Raw genomic sequence first — 21180 nt, 5'->3', positions numbered from 1 at the left:
TTTGGGGCGAGTATGTGGTTTTTACTGATACTAATTTTGGGGATGGGAGCACTTGCGTTTTGGATGTGGAAAAGACCCGATCCAGTAAAACGCGATCAGGCTAAAGCGGTTGGGCATGACTTGTGGATAGACCAATTAGATGCACAGCTGAAATTTGCAGAACGTTTAATGCTTGATGCACCAACCGACTATGCGCGTGCCTATGAGTTGTATCAAAATTTGGCCAAACAGCATGAAATTCCACAGGCCTATGTCGCTATGGGACAGATGCATTTACAAGGTTTAGGCCGAGAAGTCAGTGTGGAAAATGCGCTGGCTTTATTGGAAAAAGCCAATAGTTTAGGCAGCGATGATGCTGCATATGTATTGGGGCAAGTTGAAGAAGGTATCTATGGCGGTGTACCCAATCTTGAAAAAGCGCAATACTGGTATCGACATGCGATTTCACGCGGTCATTTGGATGCACAATATCGACTCGCCGAACTAAACCCAGAAGATCAGACACATGCCGAGCAGCAACATTTAGATTTGTTGCAAAAAAATGCGGACAATGGACATGCCAATTCACAGTATCAATTGGCACAGTTCTATTTAAAACAAGCCACGCCAAATATTACTCTGGGATTGGAATATTTACTGAAAGCTGCCCAACAAGACCATATAGCGGCTATTCAGCAATTGCAGCAGTTCTATGCTCAAGGAAAGTATCTTGCACAAAATGATGAAAAGTCATTGCAATATTTAAAGCGAGGATTGCTACTCGGGCACCAGCAGCAGTTGTATGAATATTATCAAGCAGTATTGATGGGTAAAATCGACGTCGATCAGCGTCAGCGGGTTTATCATGATCTTTTGCAGCAGGCCAAAGAGCACAAAGTTGCAGCAGCCAGCCGATTATTAGGCATTGCACATTTTCATGGTTGGTATTTGGAGAAGCAGGAAACTTTAGGTTTTCGCTTTCTGACCGAAGCTGCTCAACTTAAAGATGCTGATGCAATTAGTCTTATTGCAGCGCTGTATTTTGAAAAGTATTTGGTTAGTGATGATCCGCAAAAAGCATTTGAGTTATATCAAACAGCGTATCAATTCAAACCATTATTCATTAACCAAGTTGGTTTGGCCCTATGCTATCTACACGGCGTCGGTGTTGAGCGAAATATCAAGCAAGCGCAGCAACTTTTAGTTGAAGCGGCAAGACACTTAAATGATATGTCCATTACTTGTGTCGCCGATCAGAATTATGTGATTGGACGTTTTTATGCATTGCCAGAATATCCTTTACCACATCGTGATCAGTGTCTGAGTTATCTGGAAAAAGCCGCAGAACAAGGTTCGCAGGATGCTGCTTGGTATCTCTACCGTTTAGCCGTGGACAATATCTTGCCTGATCTACAGTTTGATGAAGCTCAAAGCCAGCGGGCATTGTTGAAAGCGGCAAAATTAGGTCATCCTGATGCACTCACGCAACTAGGTCTAGTTAATTTAAAAGGACAATGGGGAACACAAGATTTCCAACAAGCATTGCAGTATTTCTCGCAAGCGGCAGCATTGGGTAATGTGACTGCCTTGTACCAACTTGGTGAAATGTCAGAACATGGTTTAGGTGTACAGCAAGATTTAACCCAAGCGCATAGCTATTATGCACAAGCGGCTCAGGGGATGAGTGCTGCGGCGTTAACGCGATTGGGCTATTTATATATTCATGGCATGGGCGTAGAGCGTGATCTTAAAATTGCACAGCAATATTTGGAAAAAGCGGCCTTGCAAGGCTATGTCGAAGCACAAGAACAATTGGAGAATATTCACGCATTTTTAAATACTAATTAATCGTGATGCAAGGCAGTAAGGTGGTATGAAGAGACCTGAAGTTTAGTTTGATGGTCTCTACATTTTTTTAATGCAGAAATAAATAGAGTAAAAATAACATAAAGAATTGATGTAGAAATTTGAATTTTTACTTACATAAAACCCAAAAAAGCAGGCAGATTATGCCTAGAAAAATATGAGTTTTCTTGATTAAATACCGCCGTATTTTATAAAAAATCGATTTTTGATAATAAACATGCTGAACAATATTTATTCTGCACTTGAGAAATTGGGCATTAGTCCACAAAAACGTGCCTTGCATATTCAATTTTCCAATACCACGCTGAATGAACAAGTATTCTTGCAACGTATTGATGGGGAACATGCCTTAAGTGAAGGTTTGAATGTTCAGCTCATCTGTCTCTCAACTTCTGCCACCTTAGAACTCAAACAATTTATTGGTACACAAGTCGCAATCGATCAGGTAACCGATGCGGGTCAACTTTTTCGTATTACCGGGATCATTACAGAAGCATTTCAAGGCCAAAGTGATGGTGCATTAACGCTATATAAGTTGACCTTAGAAGATGCAACGGCATTGTGGCATAAGCGTCGTAATAGCCGTGTGTTTATGAATAAATCGGTCAAAGATGTGGTCGAGATTATTTTTAAGGAATGGCAAAAAAAGAGCCCACTTTTTGCAGCGAGCTTAAGTTTGGACTTAAGTGGCTTAAAAAAAGAGTATGACGTTCGACCATTCATGATGCAAAGTAATGAAACCGACTATGATTTTATTACTCGCTTACTACGCAGTGAAGGCATTCATTGGTTGGTTGATGAAGCTCAATCTTTTGTAACATCGTCTGCGGCACCCATCGCAGCCCAAAAGCTACGTTTGATTGATGATAATAGTCAATATCAAGCTTTGGAGCGACGTAATATCCGTTTTCATCGCAGTAGTGCGACTGAAAAAAATGACAGTATGACCAGTTTTATCGGTCAGCGCAGTCTGCAACCGACGTCGGTACATGTACAACGATGGCAAGCGGATGTGCTTGAACAGGACGAGGGTGGTGGTGCAGTACAAAGCAAGCACCTACATAGTCAAAATCAAGATAATGCGAGCTTAAGCTTAGAGCAGGCATGGCATGTGAGCCCTGCATGGATGCAAGATCTGAATGGTGAAGATGCTGCAACTGCCTCTAATAGTGCTCAAGTTGAACGTCTCAATCAAAATTTTAGTGATTATTATGCAGCTCAAGCCAAACAATTTATTGCTAAAAGTACCGTGCGTGATACACAAGTTGGTTATTGGTTCAAATTGGATGAGCATCCAGAGATTGACCAGCATCGTGGTGCAGATCAAGAGTTTTTGATTTTATCCAAGTCTTTTTATAACCAAAATAATTTACCCAAAGACTTAACCGATCAAGTTACACAACTGATCCATCAAAGTCAGTGGCAAGTCAAACAAAGCGATACGGATGAACGCCAAGCCAATACCTTGGCTTTGCAACGTCGAAATATTACGACCGTTCCTGAATTTAATCCACTTACACATCGACCAGTAACACATCCGCAGCGTGCCAAAGTTGTGGGGCCTGCCGGTGAAGAAATTCATGTTGATGAATGGGGGCGGATAAAAGTCCGTTTTCTGTTTACCCGTTCTGATGATCATGGCCATGATGGAGGTGCAGGTGCCAATAACAACGATACTGACTCGGCTTGGGTTGATGTACTGACGCCTTGGGCCGGCGAAGGTTATGGCGCACGCTTCTTACCTCGCATTGGTGAAATAGTCGTCGTTGATTTCTTTGATGGCAACATTGACCGACCTTTTGTCGTGGGTCGTATTCATGAAGCGCAGCGTAGTCCCACTAAATTTGACAATAAAGGACAATTACCCGATACCAAAAAACTTGCGGGAATTCGTTCCAAAGAAGTGGCGGGAGAGGGTTTTGGTCAATTACGCTTTGATGACACCACGGGGCAAATTAGTACCCAGCTGCAAAGTAGTCATGGTGCGAGCCAACTGAACCTCGGTAAGCTCAGTCATCCAAAAGATAAAGCAGAAAGTGAAGATCGGGGTGAAGGTTTTGAGCTGCGGACCGATCAATGGGGGGCGCTACGAGCTGGACAAGGTTTATTGGTGTCGACTTATAAACAGGAAAAGGCCAATGGTGAACATTTAGATGCAGAGATTGCAAGAACACAGCTGGAGACGAGTCATAGTAATAGTAAGTCTTTAAGTGATATTGCAAAACAACAAAAAACAGATGAAATTGAATCTGTTGAACAGCTAAAAGCTTTTGCCAGTGAAATAGAAAAAGATATCGCTAAATTTAAAAAAGCCATTCTTTTACTTAACTCAGTGGATGGTATTGCACTGAGTACACCGGAGGATATTCATTTATCAGCAACAGGCATGATCAACCAAATTGCCGGTGATAGCATTAACCTGAGTACGCAAAAAAATATTGTGGGCCAAGCACTGGGCAAAGTCAGTTTATTTGCAGCACAAGGTGGCATTAAAGCCATTGCAGCGCAAAGCAAAATTGAAATTCAAGCACAGTCAGATGCACTGGATATCTTGGCGAAGCAAGGTATTACCATTTCTTCGACTGAAGATAAAATTGAAATCAGTAGTCCCAAAGAAATCGTGATTACGGGTGCATCTTCCCAAATTACTTTAAATGGCTCAGGCATTCTTTCCAAAACAGGCGGAAAGTTTGAAGTGAATGCGGGGCAGCATCTATTTAAACCAGCATCGAGTGCTAGCAAGTCTGCACAACTTCCTGCTTCTAATCCGATGAAAGGGGCCTTAGAGCTGCTCAAGAGCTATGGTGGTCAAGATTTCTTTAGCGGAACTGGATTTAAAGTGATTGATGCTTTGGGCAAGCAAGTTACAGGAAAATTAGACGGCAATGGCTTTGCTCAAGTAACGGGTATTGCACCAGGACCAGCTAAAGTTGAGTTTGACAAAGATCCTCGAAGTGCTTGGGATTCAGCGAGTCATTTTAAGCGTGACTATCAATGGGCAGAAAACGTTGTACCAGGCGCTTCAGACTTGATTCAGAATGCACTCGGGTCGTTGGGGCAAAATTTAACTTCACAGCTTAAAGATAACTTATTCAATTTAAATGCAGATTCTTTAAAAAATATCGGAAAAAATGCATTAAAAGATCTAGGTGGACAGGCATTAAATCAATTTAAAGACCAAGTCACCAACTCTGCACTATCTGCAATTTCATCGAAACTCAACTTGGGACTTTCTGCTTCACAAATGGCAAGTTTGGGTCAGGGTGCACAAGGCTTATCCAGCGTATTAGGTGGAAGTGGAATGAGTAACGGCATCGTTTCTGGGTCAACTGCTGCCGCAGTTCAGAACTCACAAGCAACCATTGATAAGGATATAGTGGGCCGTAAAATTTCTTATTCCACACGCGCATTGACTTATACGGAAACCATTCGAGAAGGCTCTGCAACGCCTACGAATGTGACAGCTGCACCAGTCGCAGTGCCTAAAGTGCCTGAAATAAAAGTAGCGGAAGCTGCACCAGAAAAAGCGATACCTGTCCTTGCCAGTGACGATGATTGGGTAGATAGGAAGCAATATTCAAGTCCTTATCTCACTTATAGCGAAACTACACGACCGAAAAAGAACAATGGTTAGCGTTTGCTAAAGCTAGCGCCAAACACAGTTTTAAATATTTAGAATTTGAGTAATAGGTTTTTACATGACAACTGATCAAAATGTTCAACAAGAACAACAGACAATAAATAAGCCAGCCGTAGAATTGGCAATTTTCAATTTAGAGAGTGTGACGCATACTGAAGATCATAAGTTTATAGCACATCAAATTCAGGATTATTTAAAAGCGTGTGGAAATACCAGCCTTGAGCAGCTAAAAGCTAATGCAAATGTTCCGACTGTAGCGAATATCTTTGCATTATCTGGGGCAGTTTTAGACTTGTTATTATTTGCCACCGAGCAAGAACAAGGGGATGCCGCTGTACAAAAAATAGCAGTGCTGAGTATGAACCTGATAGGTTTGTATTTAGAACCCAAAGCCGAAGCTCATGTACGAATGGCTTTACGTCCTTTATTGGGACTCATGGCTGAATGTTTATATCCGCAAAATGGTAAAGTCAAAGAAGCCGATATCCGTCGCATGTCTTTGCATTTAAATGCACAAATGGCAGGAGATTTAGAAAAGTTTCTGACTGAAACACAGGCCAAACTACCTAGCCTGCTTTCAGGTGCGACAAATTTAGGAACATCAATATTAAACACTTTTGCAGCACCTATTCAGTCGGGGCTGGTTTCACCGACTATTAGCTTTGGTGCAAGTGCTGAAAAACGAGATCCGGCAGAACAATTTAGCAATTGGGCAAAACCGCTGATTGATTTAAGTAAAACAAGCGCACTTGCCAATATGCTACCTAAAATAAGGAAAGAACAAACAGGCACGCTGCTACAAACTCAAGCAACTCAGGCATTGAGTTCATTTCCAAATGAAATTCAACGTCAAGCTAACGCAAGTCTAAAATACAGTTTGGCATGGCTAATTCAAGAAACCTTAAAAGCCATTAAAACTCAAGGTAACAAAGCCAATGCCAGTGTGCCGATTAATCAAACTGGGGAACATGAGCAGCACACCACAGGGGATACTTTAGAGTTTTTAGCTTTACAGGCTGACGCATTGAATGATTCGACTTGTTCGATTCCAAATGAGGATGCTACACCTAGTGATTCAGCAACTGATAACAGTATTAGTTATGCTATAGGTGCTGAACGGGTCAATCACACCGATTTTAATTTACCTAAAGTGGGTTTTAGCTTTAGCCGTCAATATAATTCGCAAATGCATGAGTTTGATGGCAGCATGATAGGCGCTCGTTGGATGATGCCTTTTTCGAATGTCATCATCCAAAATAGAAACGGCTATTTGTTTATTGATAGTAATGGGCGCAAGCATCAGCTACCAGATTCAATTACCTATGAAGCATACACGGTGCCTTATGAAGGCTTTACGGTAGAACCTTTAGAAAATGAAGATTTGCTACTAAACTTTGGTTCAGCGTGGAGTTTCCATTTTCACAGCTTTAATGGCGGAAAACACTATCAGTTGATTCAGCAATTCAATGAAGAAACAGATGAAAAAGTTGCCTTAAGTTATCTGTTGTTTGAACAGCAAGCTTATCTGCAAAGTATTGATTTTCAATTAAAGCGTGGCAAGCATCAACTCAAGTTTGCCTTTAATGATCAAGTAAAAGTTATCGCTGCTTTTGTGGATGAACAGGCAGAGCCAGTGTCACGTTATGAATATGATGTGCAAGGCAATTTAATAAAGGCGATTGATCAAAATGGTCACTTGCGCAGCTATGAATATAATGATGCGCATCAACTGACCCGTTATACCGACCGTACAGGGCGTGGGCAAAATATCCGCTATGAGTCAAAAGAAGCGAATGCCAAAGCCATAGCGGAATGGGCAGATGACGGCAGCTTTAAGACTCGTTTGGAGTGGCATCCGAGACTGCGCCAAGTTGCTGTCTATGATGCTTATAATGTGCCAACCTATTACTATTTTGATTTAGATGGTTTTACCTATCGCACACGCTTAGCCGATGGCCGTGAAAAATGGCTATCGCGTGACAGTCAAAAACGGATTACCCGTCAAATTGATTTTGCAGGCCTAGAAACAGAACAAGTTTATAACGATCAAAATCAGCTGATTAAAATTGTACAGCCAAATGGCGGCATCATCCGTTTTGCCTATGATGAAGCAGGGAATTTGACGGAAACCAAAGATCCTGAAGGTCATATCTGGAAAAAAGAATATGATGCAGACGGTAATGTAACAAAGGAAATTAATCCTTTAGGTCATAGCACGCAATATAAATACAACAACGATAATCAAGTTGTAGAAGTCATTGATGCCAAAGGCGGCGTTAAAAAAATGCAATACAATGATTTGGGGCAAATGACCGCATATAGCGATTGTTCAGGTAAAGAAAGCGCATGGGAATACGATGAAGAAGGCGCACTGACGGCCCAGCAATCTGCTGATGCGCAGCAAGTAACATATATCTACAGCTCAGAAGGTAAAGACAAAGGCCAGCTTAGAGCAATTGTTTATCCTGATGGTTTAAAGGAACAATTTGAGCATGATGAAGAAGGGCGCTTGCTGAAGCATACGGATACCAAAGGTTTAAGCACGCAATACCGTTATAATGCTGTTGGTCTACTTGAACGGCGTATAGATGCGAATCTCCACCAAATTGACTATCAGTGGGATAAGCAAGGTCGAATTCAAAAGCTGACAAATCAAAACCATGCAGAGTATTTATTTGAATATAACCGTTATGGCCAATTGGCGCGTGAACAGGCCTTCGATGGCGAAGAAAAGCATTATAGTTACAATGACAATGGACAGCTGTTTCAAATACGTCAACCGAATATCCTGACCCAATTGGGTTATCATGCAGACGGTTCAATTGCTTCAAAAACCTATACGCATGTGCAAACACGACACAGTCAAACTGAAGAATTTGAATACAATCTAAATAATCAACTCAGCCAAGCGACAAATAAAGAAAGCAAAATCAACTTTTATCGAAATCCGCTCGGGCAGTTGGTACGCGAACATCAGCACTATAACGTGCCAAATTTAAAGCCGCTGACTGCAGTGTTGCGTTACGAATACGATGAGTTGGGCAACTTAAGCAAGACTATCCGCCCAGATGGACAAGTCCAAACCAATCTGACATATGGTTCAGGGCATATCTATGGCATCGCCTTTAACCAACAAGATATGGTGGCATTCCAACGTGATGATTTACACCGTGAAACTGCGCGGATGCTCGCCAATGGATTGGTTCAAACCAAAAATTATAATGATGTGGGTTTACTCAGTTCGCAGCTGATTCAGCCAGAGCACGAGACTTTAGGGCGAGTACAGCATCAGGCGGAACGGCAGTATTATTATGATCAAAATTATCTACTCACGCAGGTGAACGACAGCCGTTTAGGCAAGCTGAATTATCAATATGATGCGGTTGGCCGTTTGATACAGAGTCAAAGTGTGCATAAAACGGAAAGCTTTGCTTTTGACCCTGCGGGGAATTTAATTGACCCGATTGCCACGCAGGCGTCTCAAGTCAAAAGTAATTTGATTGCTCAATATAAGGGTAAAAACTATAAATACGATGCGCAAGGCAATGTGATTGAAAGCAGCCATGCAGGTAAAACATTAAAATTGACTTGGGATAACCTGAATAGATTGATTCGTAGCGATCATCAGGGGCAGGTGACTGAATATGGTTATGATGTGTTTGGCCGACGCTTGTTTAAGAAAAACCAAAATGCGCAAATCCTGACTTTATTTGGCTGGGATGGTGACCTGATGATTTGGGAGTCACAGCAATCTAATAAAGCGGAACAAAACTACACCAAGCATTATGTCTATGAACCACAGAGTTTTGTGCCATTACTACAAACGGGCTATACAGGTTTTATCAAGCTTTTAGAAACCCCTGACTATGCTCAATTTCAGCATGAAGATTATTCGGTTTATAAAGATCCGCTATGGAAAACGGAAACACGAAAAAATAAAGCTGAATTGGAGCGGGTGCTTTTTTATCACTGTGACCAAGTTGGTACACCACAAACGCTTAGTAATGAGCGAGGTGAATGTATTTGGGAAATTAAGCAGAATGTATGGGGTGACGCTTTAGAAATAAAGGCTTCTCATAATTTACTTGAGCAAAGCAATCTTCGCTTCCAAGGGCAATATTATGATGGAGAGACTGGCTTACATTATAACCGTTACCGTTATTATGAGCCGCATAGTGCAAGGTATGTGAGTAAAGATCCGATTGGACTAGCTGGCGGACTTAATAATTTAGCTTATGTAAGTGATCCGAATCAGTGGGTAGATCCGATGGGGTTGGCGAAAGTATTTATTCATCCCGATGGGACATATTCCGATAGGTATGTGCCTGGAAGTAAGGGTTTAAATTCTGAAGCTCAGGAATACATTGCCAAACTTAACCAACGTTCAAGTACACAAGCTATATCTAAAAATAATTCATCATCTTATAAATCATCAGATTATAGTAATCAAGCTAGTCAAGATTATCGTAATGCTATACAACAAAATATAGTAGCATTTGAAACTTTGGATCGTGGAACTAAGCAACTTGCGCAAATATATACTCAAAAGAACACTCAACCATATGTCTATCAAGTTTCATCCAAACCTAGTTTTGTGGAACGTATAAATGAGCAAGCAAAAAGTAATGCTCAAATGTATCCTAGTAGAAGGACGGAACCATATAAAAAGCAGAATTCTACTTTTGGAGAGGATCCACGTAGAAAAGGGTGCCAATGTAAAATTTATGATTATCTAGCCTGTGGTGGCGGTCTTCTTGGCCATAACGTAACTTTAGTTAAAAATCTATGGGCAGATGAGTCAGAAGGATGGTATTTAGCTGGATCCAAAGGAGCATTAATTACACAAACAGTGCCTAAATCACCTAAAGATTTAGTGGGTGCTAGTTGTTCGGCTGGGATTATTCATAATTTAGATAAAGCTGTAATAGATAGATTTGGTATGAAAGATCTTACACATGAAGTCGTAAATGGCGCTTCGGCATCATTTGGGGCAATAGTTGGTCCAGGTGTTGGCGTTGGATTAAATTACGTAGTACCGATGTTGACTAAAAAAAGTCCTGCATATGGAGCTAAATCAGTTGAATTAGTTATAGGCACAGTAGGTGTAAACGCAGATATTGGTATTACTTCGAAGATGTCGCGAGAGTCTTATGATTAAAAAAATTAATATTGTATATTTCTTTATTTTGTTGGTTTTAATTGGCTGTACATCACAGCATGATAAAAAGCATGATTTATCTAAAAGTCCAAAAAATATTTATTTTACTCAGCAGGCAGAATTATTGTTTGGGAGCGTTTTACTCAATAAAATGAGCTTCTCATCTTACAGTTCGGATAAAGTTTCATATATTATTTATAGTAATAATTTTAAAATTGAAAATTTTAATAAGGATAAGAATCAGTTGTTAAAAAACAATTCATGGGAGTTTTATAAGAAAATAAATTCAAGTTATATATATTGTAATGGAGTCGATGAATTAGAAATAATTACTCCTATGAGTATTTATGGTAATGAAAAGCTACATACAGGTTCTACTGGTATGCAGTTAGAGGATGAATGGAATATTTTGTTTTCACATCCAAAAAATTCTACAACTTATGAATGTAATAGGCGTTAAAATAAGAAAAAATTGGGAGCAAGGTAAAATATTAAGATTTAATTGGGTGGTACTCATATAACGCCAATAAAATCACTAAACCCTGACTTTATTCGGCTAGGACGGGGACTTGATGATTTGGGAGTCACAACAATCAAATAGCAAAAACCCTGAAAATAATGAAAACTACACTAAGCATTATGTCTATGAACCAAAGAGCTTTGTGCCACTACTGCAAACGGGCTATACAGGTTTTATCAAGCTTTTAGAAACTCCTGACTATGTCCAATTTAAGCATGAGGATTATTCGGTGTATAAAGATCTGATTTGGAAAACGGAAACTAGAAAGAACAAAGCTGAGTTGGAACGAGTTGCCTTTTACCACTGTGATCAAGTGGGTATGCCGCAAACATTGACTAATGACTTAGTGAGTGTGTTTGGGAAATTAAACAGGATACTTGGGGCACAGCTTTATCAATTGAGGTTTCAAGTAGCTTGCTTGATCAAACCAATATCCGATTCCAAGGACAATATTACGATAGTGAAACAGGATTGCATTATAACCGATATCGTTATTATGAGCCACATAGTGCAAGGTATGTGAGTAAAGATCCGATTGGGTTGTTTGGTGGGTTAAATAATTCAATTTATGTGAGCGATCCGAATCAATGGGTCGATTCGATGGGGTTGATGGCACAAGGGGAAAGGGAAAAAGTTGCTGCGAATAATGCGTTAGTTGAAAAGCATGCAGCTGAAAGATTCGCTCAACAAAAAGCTGCTTGGCAAGTTTCAAAAATAAAAGATGCAAGATCCAAACAACAAAATAGACCAAGTACTGGAATATTGGGTGCATTATTGCCAGGAACTATGTCAAGTGTTGCGAAAAATAAGCAAGATGCAAATGTTTTAAGAAATCAGCAAGGAATGAGAAATGTAGGTACAGTTGGAGCTGCCGCCGCTACTTTACCATATGGAGTTACAGTAATTAGTGGCGGTTTTGGAGCAGGTGCAAAGGCACCAATAATGGGTGCTGTTGGTTCTGCTGCAGTAGACGGTGGTTTTCAAACATTTGATAGTGTTAGATGTAAATGCAATGCCTATAATTATAAGCGAACTCTTGGTGTAGCTGGTGTGGGAGCATTAGCAGGAGGAGTTGGCGCAAATCTTGCAAAAGCAAATGGAGTAGAATATGTTACAGCTATGAATTTCTATAAAAATACTACAAATACTATTGGAAAAAGAATATTTTATGGTCAAACAGCAGTAAAATCTATTACAACAAAGCCTATTAAAGAGAATCCGAGTCTAAAGTTAGATGAACCACAGTACAGTAAATAATAAAGGAAGTACTTTTATATGTTCAATATAATTATTGAAATTGTGTTAGGTACATTTATATCTAATCTGAAAGCAGATAATCATCCCTATTTGTTTTGTTTTATAAAGGGGGTTTTACTGGGGTTGACAGGATTTTTTTTAGCCGTTATTTATAATTATTTTAATGATGATTATATAATGCCTTTTAATGATCTAATGTTTTTCTTTTTAATAACTCAAACGATAGGTATTGTAGTTTCAGTAATTTTTCTTATAATTGAATATTTGTTTCCAGATAAAAAAAACGAAGACTTTTAAAATATTTTAGGTGTAGGTGTTTGAAAAATATGTGTATTAAATTTACCAAAAAAATGTGATTGAAACCAGCCAAATAAGCAGAAACCTTAATCGCTTAATCCAAAGTGATCACAATAGTCAAATCACCATTTATGGTTATGATATATTTGGAAGACGAATATCTGAACAAAGTCAAATAGTTAATCAAAATTAAGTGGAACACAGCCTGACATTATTTGGTTGGGATAGTGATTTGACGATTTTCGAGTCGCAACATTACACTCAAAGCAATAATAAAATACAAGAGAACTTACAGCATACAAGTTACACCAAGCATTATTTTTTGAACCAAATAGTTTTACCATTTTTTCAAACAGGCTATGCAGGTTTTATTAAGTAGATTGAAACCTCAGACTATTCACGTTTCCAAACAGAACCTTATTCAATTTTATAAAGACCCGATATGGAAAACCGAAAAGAGAAAAAACAGAGCTGAATGGCTTTGTTGCACAAAGCTGTTCTTGAGGGCTTTTTCAGCGATATAATTTTCAAATGAAGAAGCCTACATACAAAATCTACCGCACAACCAATTGGCCCGCATATAACCGAGCACTCATGAGTCGCAGAAATATTGCCATTTGGTTTGATTCTGCTACGCAATGGTATGCGCCATCAAAAGGCAAACAAGGGCGAAATCAAACCTACTCCGACGCAGCCATCCAATGCTGCTTAATGATTAAATCCTTATTTCGTCTGTCTTTACGTATGGTTACTGGCTTTGTGCAAAGTCTGATTAAACTTTGCGGATTAAATTGGATAGCTCCAGATTACACCACGCTTTGTAGAAGACAAAAGCATATTGATATTGTAATCAGCTACCAAAAAAGTAGCGATGGGCTGCATCTACTCATAGACTCTACAGGCATGAAGTTTCTAGGTGAGGGCGAATGGAAGCGCAAGAAACATGGACCTGAATATCGTCGCCAATGGCGTAAACTTCATATTGGTATAGATGCTAAAACCCTACAAATACGAGCAGTTCAGCTTACAACCAATAATGTCAGTGATTCACAGGTACTGGAAGATTTACTTGCTCAAATCCCTTTAGATGAACAAATCGATTCTGTCTATACAGATGGTGCTTATGACACAAAACGATGCCGTCAGGTCATTGCAGATCGGCAAGCGCATGCGGTGATTCCACCTAGAAAAAATGCGAAACCATGGAAAGATATAAAGAGTAGCTCGCTAGAGCGAAATGAATTACTTCGAACAGTTACACGTTTAGGCAGGACACTATGGAAAAAATGGTCAGGCTATCATCGGCGAAGTTTGGTTGAAACTAAGATGTACTGCATTAAATTATTAGGAGATAAACTCAGTGCAAGGAGTTTAGATAGCCAAGTGAATGAGATTCATGCACGTGTAGCAGTGCTCAACAGATTTACGGAATTAGGTCGACCACTTACCCAGGTTACGCCTTAAATTTGGCTCAATTAGGGGCGCTTTGCATTTCAAATCTTTGTGCAACAAAGCCATTCGAAATATGAATATGTGGTTGATGAGGCTGGAAGTTTAAAAAGAAACAAAATTATTGACTATGCTCGATCTTTCTTTTTCTTTTATTATCTTATTTCATTATTAGGTAATCTATTTATTCACGTGTTTAATAGAAATTATTCTTTTAAAAATGATCATGATGCTCGTGAGGTTGAAGGTGTTAGCTTAAATTCAACTAAATTTGGACTCACTCACTATTTAATATGTATTCTATGCGCTTATATAGGGTTATTGTGTTTTACTTCGTTTATTGAATTTATTATGCAAACACGAGGTCGTGGGTTTGATAATTATTTGAAGTTTTGGAATTTTCTATAATAAAAAGCCCTTTCGGGCTTTTTATTATATTAATCAAGGCAACTGCTGAATCGGACTACCGCCTAATGCCTGCATCAAGGTCACATAAGCATTGTATTGACTCTGCTTGGTTTGAACCAAGGACAAACGTGCATTACGTGTGGTCTCCTGTGCATCAAGCAAGTTTTTCAACGCAATTGCACCATTACGATAACGCACTTCAGTCAAACGCTCAGTCTTTTCTGCAAGCTGCACATTACGCTCTTGCAAAGCAACTTGTTGACTTAACTCAGTACGATTGGATAGCGCATTTTCCACATCGGCAAAAGCTTGATACAAGGTCTGACGATATTGAATAATAGATTTTTCATAATCTAAATCGCTAATCGCAAGGTCTTTCTTCATATCGTTATATTGCAAGAAAGGTAAGCTTAAACTTGCACCCAAAGCCAAAGCGGGGTTTTGCAATAAGTTACTCAAAGACGTACTGCTCGAGCCTAAACTGCCAGTCAAACTAATCGAAGGGTAGTAACTGGCTTTCGTTGCATCTTTATTTGCCAAAGCTTTACGTAATCTTAATTCGCTCGCTTGTAAATCTGGACGGCGAGACAACAACTCGGCTGGTAAACCCGCTGCAATCGTCGGTAATGCAATTCGAGGTAGGCGCTGCGGCTCTGAAATATTCAGTTGTTGCACAGGTTGATGCAATAACACAGCCAATGCAGTACGTGTTTCCACTTTTTGTTGGTCAATTTGGCTTAAGGTTGCTTTTTGACTTTGGACCGACTGTTCCGCTTGGGTTAGATCTAAACCTGACACAGCGCCAGCTTTATATTGCACCTTGACCAAGTCATAGGTTTTTTGCGTACTGGCTAAGTTTTGCTGCGCAATACTGTAGCGCTCATTTAAATAACCGAGCTGCCAATATAGATTAGCTGTTGTTGCAATCAAGCTTTGGGCCGTGGCTTGCAGGTCTTGTTCAGTCGCTAAAGCTTCCCACTTTGCTGCCTTAGTCTGGCTGGCCAAGCGACCAAATAAATCTACTTCATAACTAACGCCACCGCTGAGTGATACACCTTTTGATGAGTCATCACCTGAGTTAAGGTCAAAGCTATGTCCAGTAGAGACACTTGAACTCACGCGTGGCCCTTGTTTATTTTCAGCCAAACCTGCTTGTAGTCGAGCTTGCTGTAAATTAATACCTGCTACAGCAAGGTCTGTATTGGCCGCTAAAACTTGATTCACCAACTGGTTTAATTGAGCATCATTAAACAATGTCCACCATTGGTCAGCATAAGTATCTGCATGAACTTGCTGACTCATGGCTTTCGCATTTTGAAATTGCGTCGGGATTTGTGTTGCAGGGGCTTCATAAGGCGTCTTAACCACAGCGGCACAGCCGACTAAGCTAGTTCCGAGAATGAAGGCACTTGCAAGTTTAGTTAAGGTCATTTGCATCATTATTTCCTTATTCGCGAGAAAGCGCATCGACAGGGTTAAGCTGTGCGGCATTACGTGCAGGAATAAAGCCAAACACAATACCAATCATACTTGAGCAGACAAATGCAGCAATGATAGACGTCGTTGAATAGGCCATTTGGAATGTTCCACCGGCAAAATGACTAATCAATTGTCCAATACCTAAAGATAATAAAACCCCAAGCACACCGCCTAAGATACACACCAACACCGCCTCAATCAGGAACTGCTGTAAAATATCACTTTGACGGGCACCCACGGCCATACGCACACCAATTTCTTGAGTACGCTCAGTCACAGAAACCAACATAATGTTCATGACCCCGATACCACCGACGATCAATGAAATCACCGCAATCGCAGACACCAATAAGGTCATTGTTGCAGTGGTTTGTTGAATGGTTTCACGGATACTATCGGAGTTTTGTGTAAAGACATCTTGCGCGCCATGACGTTGCACCAACAAGTTCAATATGGCGTTCTCAGCCGCAGCACTTGGGTATTCATCTTTTACGCGGACAATGATGCTGCGTACATTCGACTGACCTAACATACGACTCATGACCGTTGAATAGGGCAAATACACATTCAGGCTATCTGAGTTACCCATCATGCTTTTTTGTTCTTCGATCACGCCAATGATACGGCTCGGCACACTGCCTAATAAAATGACTTGACCCACAGGGTTGGTGCCATCGGCAAAGAAGGTATTTTTAGTATTACTATCAATCACCACATCTTGCGCTTGCTCAGTCACGCTTTCTTTATCAAAAGGCTGACCCGAAGCGAAGTTCATTCCTTTGACATAGAAGAAATCTTCACTCACGCCATTCACTGTGGTCGACGCTTCTGTATCTTTAAAACGTGCTGTAACAGATGAATTAACCGAAGGACTAACGCCATCGACATAAGGTTGCTCAGCAAGGGCTGTCGCATCGGCTGGAACCAATGTTTTTACTTGGGAGGATCTGGAATTATCACCAAAGCCTCGACCTTGATACACCGTGATGGTATTGGTACCTAAACTGCTGATATTTTCTAAAATTTGCTTTTGTGAACCATTCCCAAGAGCCACAACAGAAACCACAGAAGCGATACCAATAATGATCCCGAGCATGGTTAAAAATGTACGCATCCGGTGTGCATTCATGGCAAGGATCGCCATACGGAAGGCTTCACCAAGGCGGTCAACGGCTGAGCGCCAGCTCGAGGTTTTTTTCTGGGTATTTGGAACGAGTTGTTGCTTTTCTAAAGGTTCATCATCTGTTTCAGGCACATTGGGCAGATCTGAGATGATATTACCGTCAGAAATTTCAATAATTCGAGTCGCATTTTTTGCAACATTATGGTCGTGCGTGACCAAAATAATGGTATGACCTTTGGCATTGAGTTCGCGCAAAATCCGCATCACTTCAATACCACTATTCTTATCCAATGCACCGGTGGGTTCATCGGCAAGAATAACATCGCCACCATTCATGAGGGCACGCGCAATCGACACACGTTGTTGCTGACCACCCGAGAGTTGGCTCGGACGGTTTTGGGTTTTTTCACCCAGTCCTAAGTCAGTCAGCAGTTGCTTGGCACGTGCATTGCGTTCGGTTGCATCTGCACCGGCATAGATTGCAGGAACTTCGACGTTACCTGCAGCATTCAAATCACCGAGTAAGTGATAGCGTTGGAAAATAAAGCCAAAATATTCACGGCGTAACTGTGCCAGTTCATCTGGTTCAAGTTCACGGGTTTCACGCCCTTTGACTTTGTAGCTGCCATTGGTTGGCTTATCAAGGCACCCCAAAATGTTCATGAGAGTTGATTTACCAGAACCGGACTGACCTACAATTGCTACCAGTTCACCTGGGTAAATCTCAAGATTGACCCCTTTTAGAATCTGGACTGTGCTTTCACCGGCAGGGAATTCACGAGTCAGATTCTTGACCTCGAGTAGAGGCGTCTGATTTTGACTCATCATTACATTCTCATTGGGCCGACAGCACCACCACGGTTGCTGCGTTTCGCTGAATCATTAGAGGTATCTGAACCGTCGGCAATTACGACTTTGTCACCTTGTTTTAGGCCACGGATCACTTGTGCGGTCACACGGTTATTTAAACCAAGTAATACAGGTTGAGGTTGTGCAGAACCGTCCGCTTGCAATACACGTACCATAGCAACGCTCGCTTTACCTTGTTTGACCAATGCTTTTTCAGCTTCGGTTAGTTCTAAACGTTTAGGACGGTTTGGATTATCTTTATTCGATTTAGCTTCTGCGTTGGTATTTTTATCAGCAGATTGACCATTTGCAGATGCATTATTACGGCTACGTTGTGGACGGTTCGAGGTTTGAACGGCTGCGGCAGGTACAGTCAAGACATTCTTGGCTTCATCTAAAATGATATACACCTGAGCAGTCATATCGATACGCAATTTACCGTCTTCATTTGGGACATCAAATAATGCATTGTAGTAAACCGCAGTACTTGAAGACGAAGAGGTATTGTTGTTACTTTCGGTGTTAATTGAGTTCGGCGCAGGTTCAACTTGGCGCAGGGTAGCATAGTGTTTTGTTTCACTGTCACCCAAGGTTGTAAAATAAACGTTTTGACCTTCTTGGACTTTCATCACATCGGCTTCAGAAATTTCAGCTTTAATGGTCATGGTGTCGAGTTTTGCCAATTTCACAATGGTTGGCGCACTTTGGTTGGCATTTACGGTTTGGCCTTCTTCAGTCACAATCGCCACGATGGTTCCATCCATAGGTGCAACAATTTGTGTATAGCCTAAGTCTTCTTTTGCAGTCGCTAAAGTTAAACGTGATTGTTCGATTTGTGCATTAATGGCTGCAATATCAGCTTGCGCAGTTTTATAACTTGCTAGCGCAGATTCAAGTTCTGCACGACTAGTCGCGTCTTGAGCGTACATTGCTTGTTGACGATTATATTCAGCTTGGACTTTTGCAAGATTTGCTTGTTTAACTGCCAATTGCGCTTGTTGGTTTTTGATGCTAGCTTCTGCAGTTTTTAAATCATTTTCCTGACGTACCGAGTCAATACGGGCAATCAGCTGACCTTGTTTAACTTCATCGCCGAGCTGCACATACATCTTTTTCACCTGACCAGAAACCTGTGCACCAACACTCACCATTTTGGTTGCTTCAAGTACACCTGTTGCAAGCACAGAGTTTTCAATGTCACCACGACTCACTTCAGCAGTAATATATTGCGGCTGAGTTTCTTTAGGTTTTAGGAAATGCCATGCAGTGACAGCGATTGCCAAAGCAACGATGATGGCTACGATCAATTTTGCTGGTTTTATTTTTGTCATGATTGGCAGTTAAAAGTTTATAAAGATGATTGAATTATAAGATTTAAATACGGATAAATTGTGAACTTTTTGAACAAATAGTAATGATAATTATTCTTTTATACTGCAATGCAAGTTATTACAGCCTTTTATTAGACTAGAAGAGTCTGCGCCCACACAAGCTGGCAATAGCTTGTTGTACCAAGTGCTCAGGATTTTCATGACCTAAACCTTTTATTGACGCGTCTAAACGAAGTAATAGGGCAGGCCAAGTCAAAAAATCGTTCGCATTTAAACGGCGTAACGCTTGTTGATACAGCCCGACTTTGGTTTTCCAAATACCAATTTGCAAGGCATTTTGTGGCTGCTCAAACAGTTGCATCAGCAAACGCATTTCCTTACTGATACTCCATAAAATCAGCGACATCGGCTCGCCTGAAGCGATTAAGTATTGAAAAATTTTAATTGATTGCGCCAAATTGCCTTGCAGCATGGCATCATTTAAATCATAGGTGGTGTAGCGTGACTGATCTTGTAAGCAAGAGTACAGATGATCAATCTGAATCATCTCTGCTTCAGGAAAAGTATCTGCGACACGCATTAAACTATTTTTTGCCGCCAGTAAATTGTGCTCATGATGCTGTTCTAGCCATTGCCAAGCATCATTGGCGAGTTGAATGCCAAGCTTTTGTGCTTCAACGGCCAAAATTTGCTGACGATCTTTAGGGTAGTTTGCAGTCAGTGCAACATTGACTCCATTTGCATCAATGGTTTGGAAAAAACTGGTCTTTAAACTCGCACTGTCTTGCTTCGGCATGACCACGAGCAGCAAGTTACTTTCATTTTGCTGCAAATAGCTTTTTAACAGTTTTAGTCCATTGGCATCGGGTTTAATGCTGCCATGTGCCTCAATTGCCAGTTGACTGGAAAATAATGACAAGCTATTTAAAGCATTAAAGACATTTTTCCAATCAGCAGCAGAGCTAATGTCATACCGTTGACGCTCGATTTCTCTAGCGTTCCAACTCTTACGAAATGCATCGAGGAGATTTTGTTCAAGTAATGGCTCTTGACCATGTAGCACCCAGGCACCTTGCGCTTCGTCTACACGTTTTAATGCCTGAAGATAGTCAAGTTTCATGGATGGTTCTTACTCAGCTTTGGTCGGTGCAGTTAGTGGATTCGCTTTTGGTAAGCGGTTTGATGAAATTTGGCGCACGATCTGTTGTGCAATGTCATCAATAATCACTTGTTTTAAATATTTTTCTTCTTGGTCATCAGTGTTCACGGTTGCTACGTCGTATTGGTAGCTACGTGTTGCCATCAATGTACGTGGTTCTGTCACAGGGTTACCTTGAGCATCTTCAATTTGGAATGTCACATTCAAGCGCAGTAAAGTTTCAACCAATTTACCATTGAGTTCTAAACGTCGTGGAGTGTAATCCAACACATGTAAGACATAGGCATTTTGATTATTGCTCAATTGCACGCCTGCAGAACCTAAATAAATCGCTAACTTTTCATGTAAATCATCCGTATCTTCAGGAAGTGCCAATCGCATATTGGAATAGGCTACAGGTACAGCAGCAGGGTTGGTGCCTTTTAAATGAAAACCACAACCGACCATGCCTGCGCTCAGGCCCATAGTTAATACAATTGCAGCAACACGTTGAACCAAGTGCATAAAGTGTCCTCTGTTTCCCGAAGGGATAATGTTGAAATCCTGTGTGGATTGTAAAGTCAAAGCCCGTTGACTCGCAACGGGCTTTGTTTGGGAATTGTGAAATCCTTTTGTTCCCTCTCCTCATAGGAGAGGGTTAGGGAGAGGTTAATTACCCTCATCCC

11 protein-coding genes and 1 pseudogene are annotated in these 21180 nt (G+C 40.7%); 7 read left to right on the top strand and 5 right to left on the bottom strand.

Features of this window, described 5'->3' with window-relative positions; all coding sequences use genetic code 11:
• The first annotated feature begins 12 nt into the window (after positions 1-12).
• From FTU13_RS12640 to FTU13_RS12610, 7 genes and pseudogenes are all read left to right on the top strand, one after another.
• On the top strand, positions 13-1827 hold the full coding sequence (locus tag FTU13_RS12640) for a tetratricopeptide repeat protein (protein WP_180128440.1): 1815 nt from the start codon (positions 13-15) through the stop codon (positions 1825-1827).
• 235 nt (positions 1828-2062) lie between these two features.
• The gene (locus FTU13_RS12635) at positions 2063-5479 is read left to right on the top strand and encodes a type VI secretion system Vgr family protein (RefSeq protein WP_180128442.1); all 3417 of its coding nucleotides are present in this window, start codon (positions 2063-2065) and stop codon (positions 5477-5479) included.
• Between the two features lie 64 nt (positions 5480-5543).
• Entirely contained in the window at positions 5544-10643 is a 5100-nt protein-coding gene (locus tag FTU13_RS12630; protein ID WP_180128444.1) for an RHS repeat-associated core domain-containing protein, read from the top strand.
• Entirely contained in the window at positions 10636-11103 is a 468-nt protein-coding gene (locus FTU13_RS12625; protein ID WP_180128446.1) for a hypothetical protein, read from the top strand. Before FTU13_RS12630 ends, FTU13_RS12625 begins: the two co-directional genes overlap by 8 nt.
• 82 nt (positions 11104-11185) lie before the next feature.
• Positions 11186-11776: pseudogene (locus tag FTU13_RS17595) on the top strand (RHS repeat domain-containing protein); the annotation flags it as partial.
• A 662-nt stretch (positions 11777-12438) separates the two neighbouring features.
• Positions 12439-12717, top strand: a complete 279-nt coding sequence (locus FTU13_RS12615) for a hypothetical protein (RefSeq protein ID WP_180036263.1) — start codon at positions 12439-12441, stop codon at positions 12715-12717.
• A gap of 531 nt (positions 12718-13248) precedes the next feature.
• Positions 13249-14181: an IS5 family transposase gene (locus FTU13_RS12610; RefSeq protein ID WP_180128448.1), complete on the top strand. Its 933-nt coding sequence runs from the start codon at positions 13249-13251 to the stop codon at positions 14179-14181.
• Between the two features lie 426 nt (positions 14182-14607).
• Here FTU13_RS12610 and FTU13_RS12605 read toward each other — a convergent pair whose 3' ends face one another.
• The 5 genes from FTU13_RS12605 to lptE form a co-directional block, all read right to left on the bottom strand.
• Complete coding sequence (locus FTU13_RS12605; RefSeq protein ID WP_180128450.1) at positions 14608-16011, bottom strand: efflux transporter outer membrane subunit; 1404 nt, start codon at positions 16009-16011, stop codon at positions 14608-14610.
• Positions 16012-16021: 10 nt separating this feature from the next.
• Positions 16022-18001: a MacB family efflux pump subunit gene (locus FTU13_RS12600; protein WP_180128494.1), complete on the bottom strand. Its 1980-nt coding sequence runs from the start codon at positions 17999-18001 to the stop codon at positions 16022-16024.
• Positions 18002-18003: 2 nt separating this feature from the next.
• The gene (locus FTU13_RS12595; protein ID WP_180128452.1) at positions 18004-19356 is read right to left on the bottom strand and encodes a MacA family efflux pump subunit; all 1353 of its coding nucleotides are present in this window, start codon (positions 19354-19356) and stop codon (positions 18004-18006) included.
• 136 nt (positions 19357-19492) lie between these two features.
• Positions 19493-20476: a DNA polymerase III subunit delta gene (holA, locus tag FTU13_RS12590; RefSeq protein WP_180109003.1), complete on the bottom strand. Its 984-nt coding sequence runs from the start codon at positions 20474-20476 to the stop codon at positions 19493-19495.
• 9 nt (positions 20477-20485) lie between these two features.
• A complete protein-coding gene (lptE, locus tag FTU13_RS12585) occupies positions 20486-21019 on the bottom strand; it encodes an LPS assembly lipoprotein LptE (RefSeq protein WP_078192675.1) in 534 nt (177 codons plus the stop codon).
• Positions 21020-21180: the final 161 nt, after the last annotated feature.

It is taken from the genome of Acinetobacter sp. YH12064 (assembly GCF_013419735.1).
Taxonomy (GTDB): Bacteria; Pseudomonadota; Gammaproteobacteria; order Pseudomonadales; family Moraxellaceae; genus Acinetobacter; species Acinetobacter amyesii.
The sequence above is the reverse complement of the archived record's forward strand: the minus strand, read 5'-3'. Positions and strand labels throughout refer to the sequence as shown.

Excerpts from the sequence above, each read along its gene's own strand:
- FTU13_RS12640 (WP_180128440.1), top strand. The coding sequence starts at position 13 with ATGTGGTTTTTACTGATACTAATTTTGGGGATGGGAGCACTTGCGTTT.
- FTU13_RS12635 (WP_180128442.1), top strand. The coding sequence starts at position 2,063 with ATGCTGAACAATATTTATTCTGCACTTGAGAAATTGGGCATTAGTCCA.
- FTU13_RS12630 (WP_180128444.1), top strand. The coding sequence starts at position 5,544 with ATGACAACTGATCAAAATGTTCAACAAGAACAACAGACAATAAATAAG.
- FTU13_RS12625 (WP_180128446.1), top strand. The coding sequence starts at position 10,636 with ATGATTAAAAAAATTAATATTGTATATTTCTTTATTTTGTTGGTTTTA.
- FTU13_RS12615 (WP_180036263.1), top strand. The coding sequence starts at position 12,439 with ATGTTCAATATAATTATTGAAATTGTGTTAGGTACATTTATATCTAAT.
- FTU13_RS12610 (WP_180128448.1), top strand. The coding sequence starts at position 13,249 with ATGAAGAAGCCTACATACAAAATCTACCGCACAACCAATTGGCCCGCA.
- FTU13_RS12605 (WP_180128450.1), bottom strand. The coding sequence starts at position 16,011 with ATGCAAATGACCTTAACTAAACTTGCAAGTGCCTTCATTCTCGGAACT.
- FTU13_RS12600 (WP_180128494.1), bottom strand. The coding sequence starts at position 18,001 with ATGAGTCAAAATCAGACGCCTCTACTCGAGGTCAAGAATCTGACTCGT.
- FTU13_RS12595 (WP_180128452.1), bottom strand. The coding sequence starts at position 19,356 with ATGACAAAAATAAAACCAGCAAAATTGATCGTAGCCATCATCGTTGCT.
- holA (WP_180109003.1), bottom strand. The coding sequence starts at position 20,476 with ATGAAACTTGACTATCTTCAGGCATTAAAACGTGTAGACGAAGCGCAA.
- lptE (WP_078192675.1), bottom strand. The coding sequence starts at position 21,019 with ATGCACTTGGTTCAACGTGTTGCTGCAATTGTATTAACTATGGGCCTG.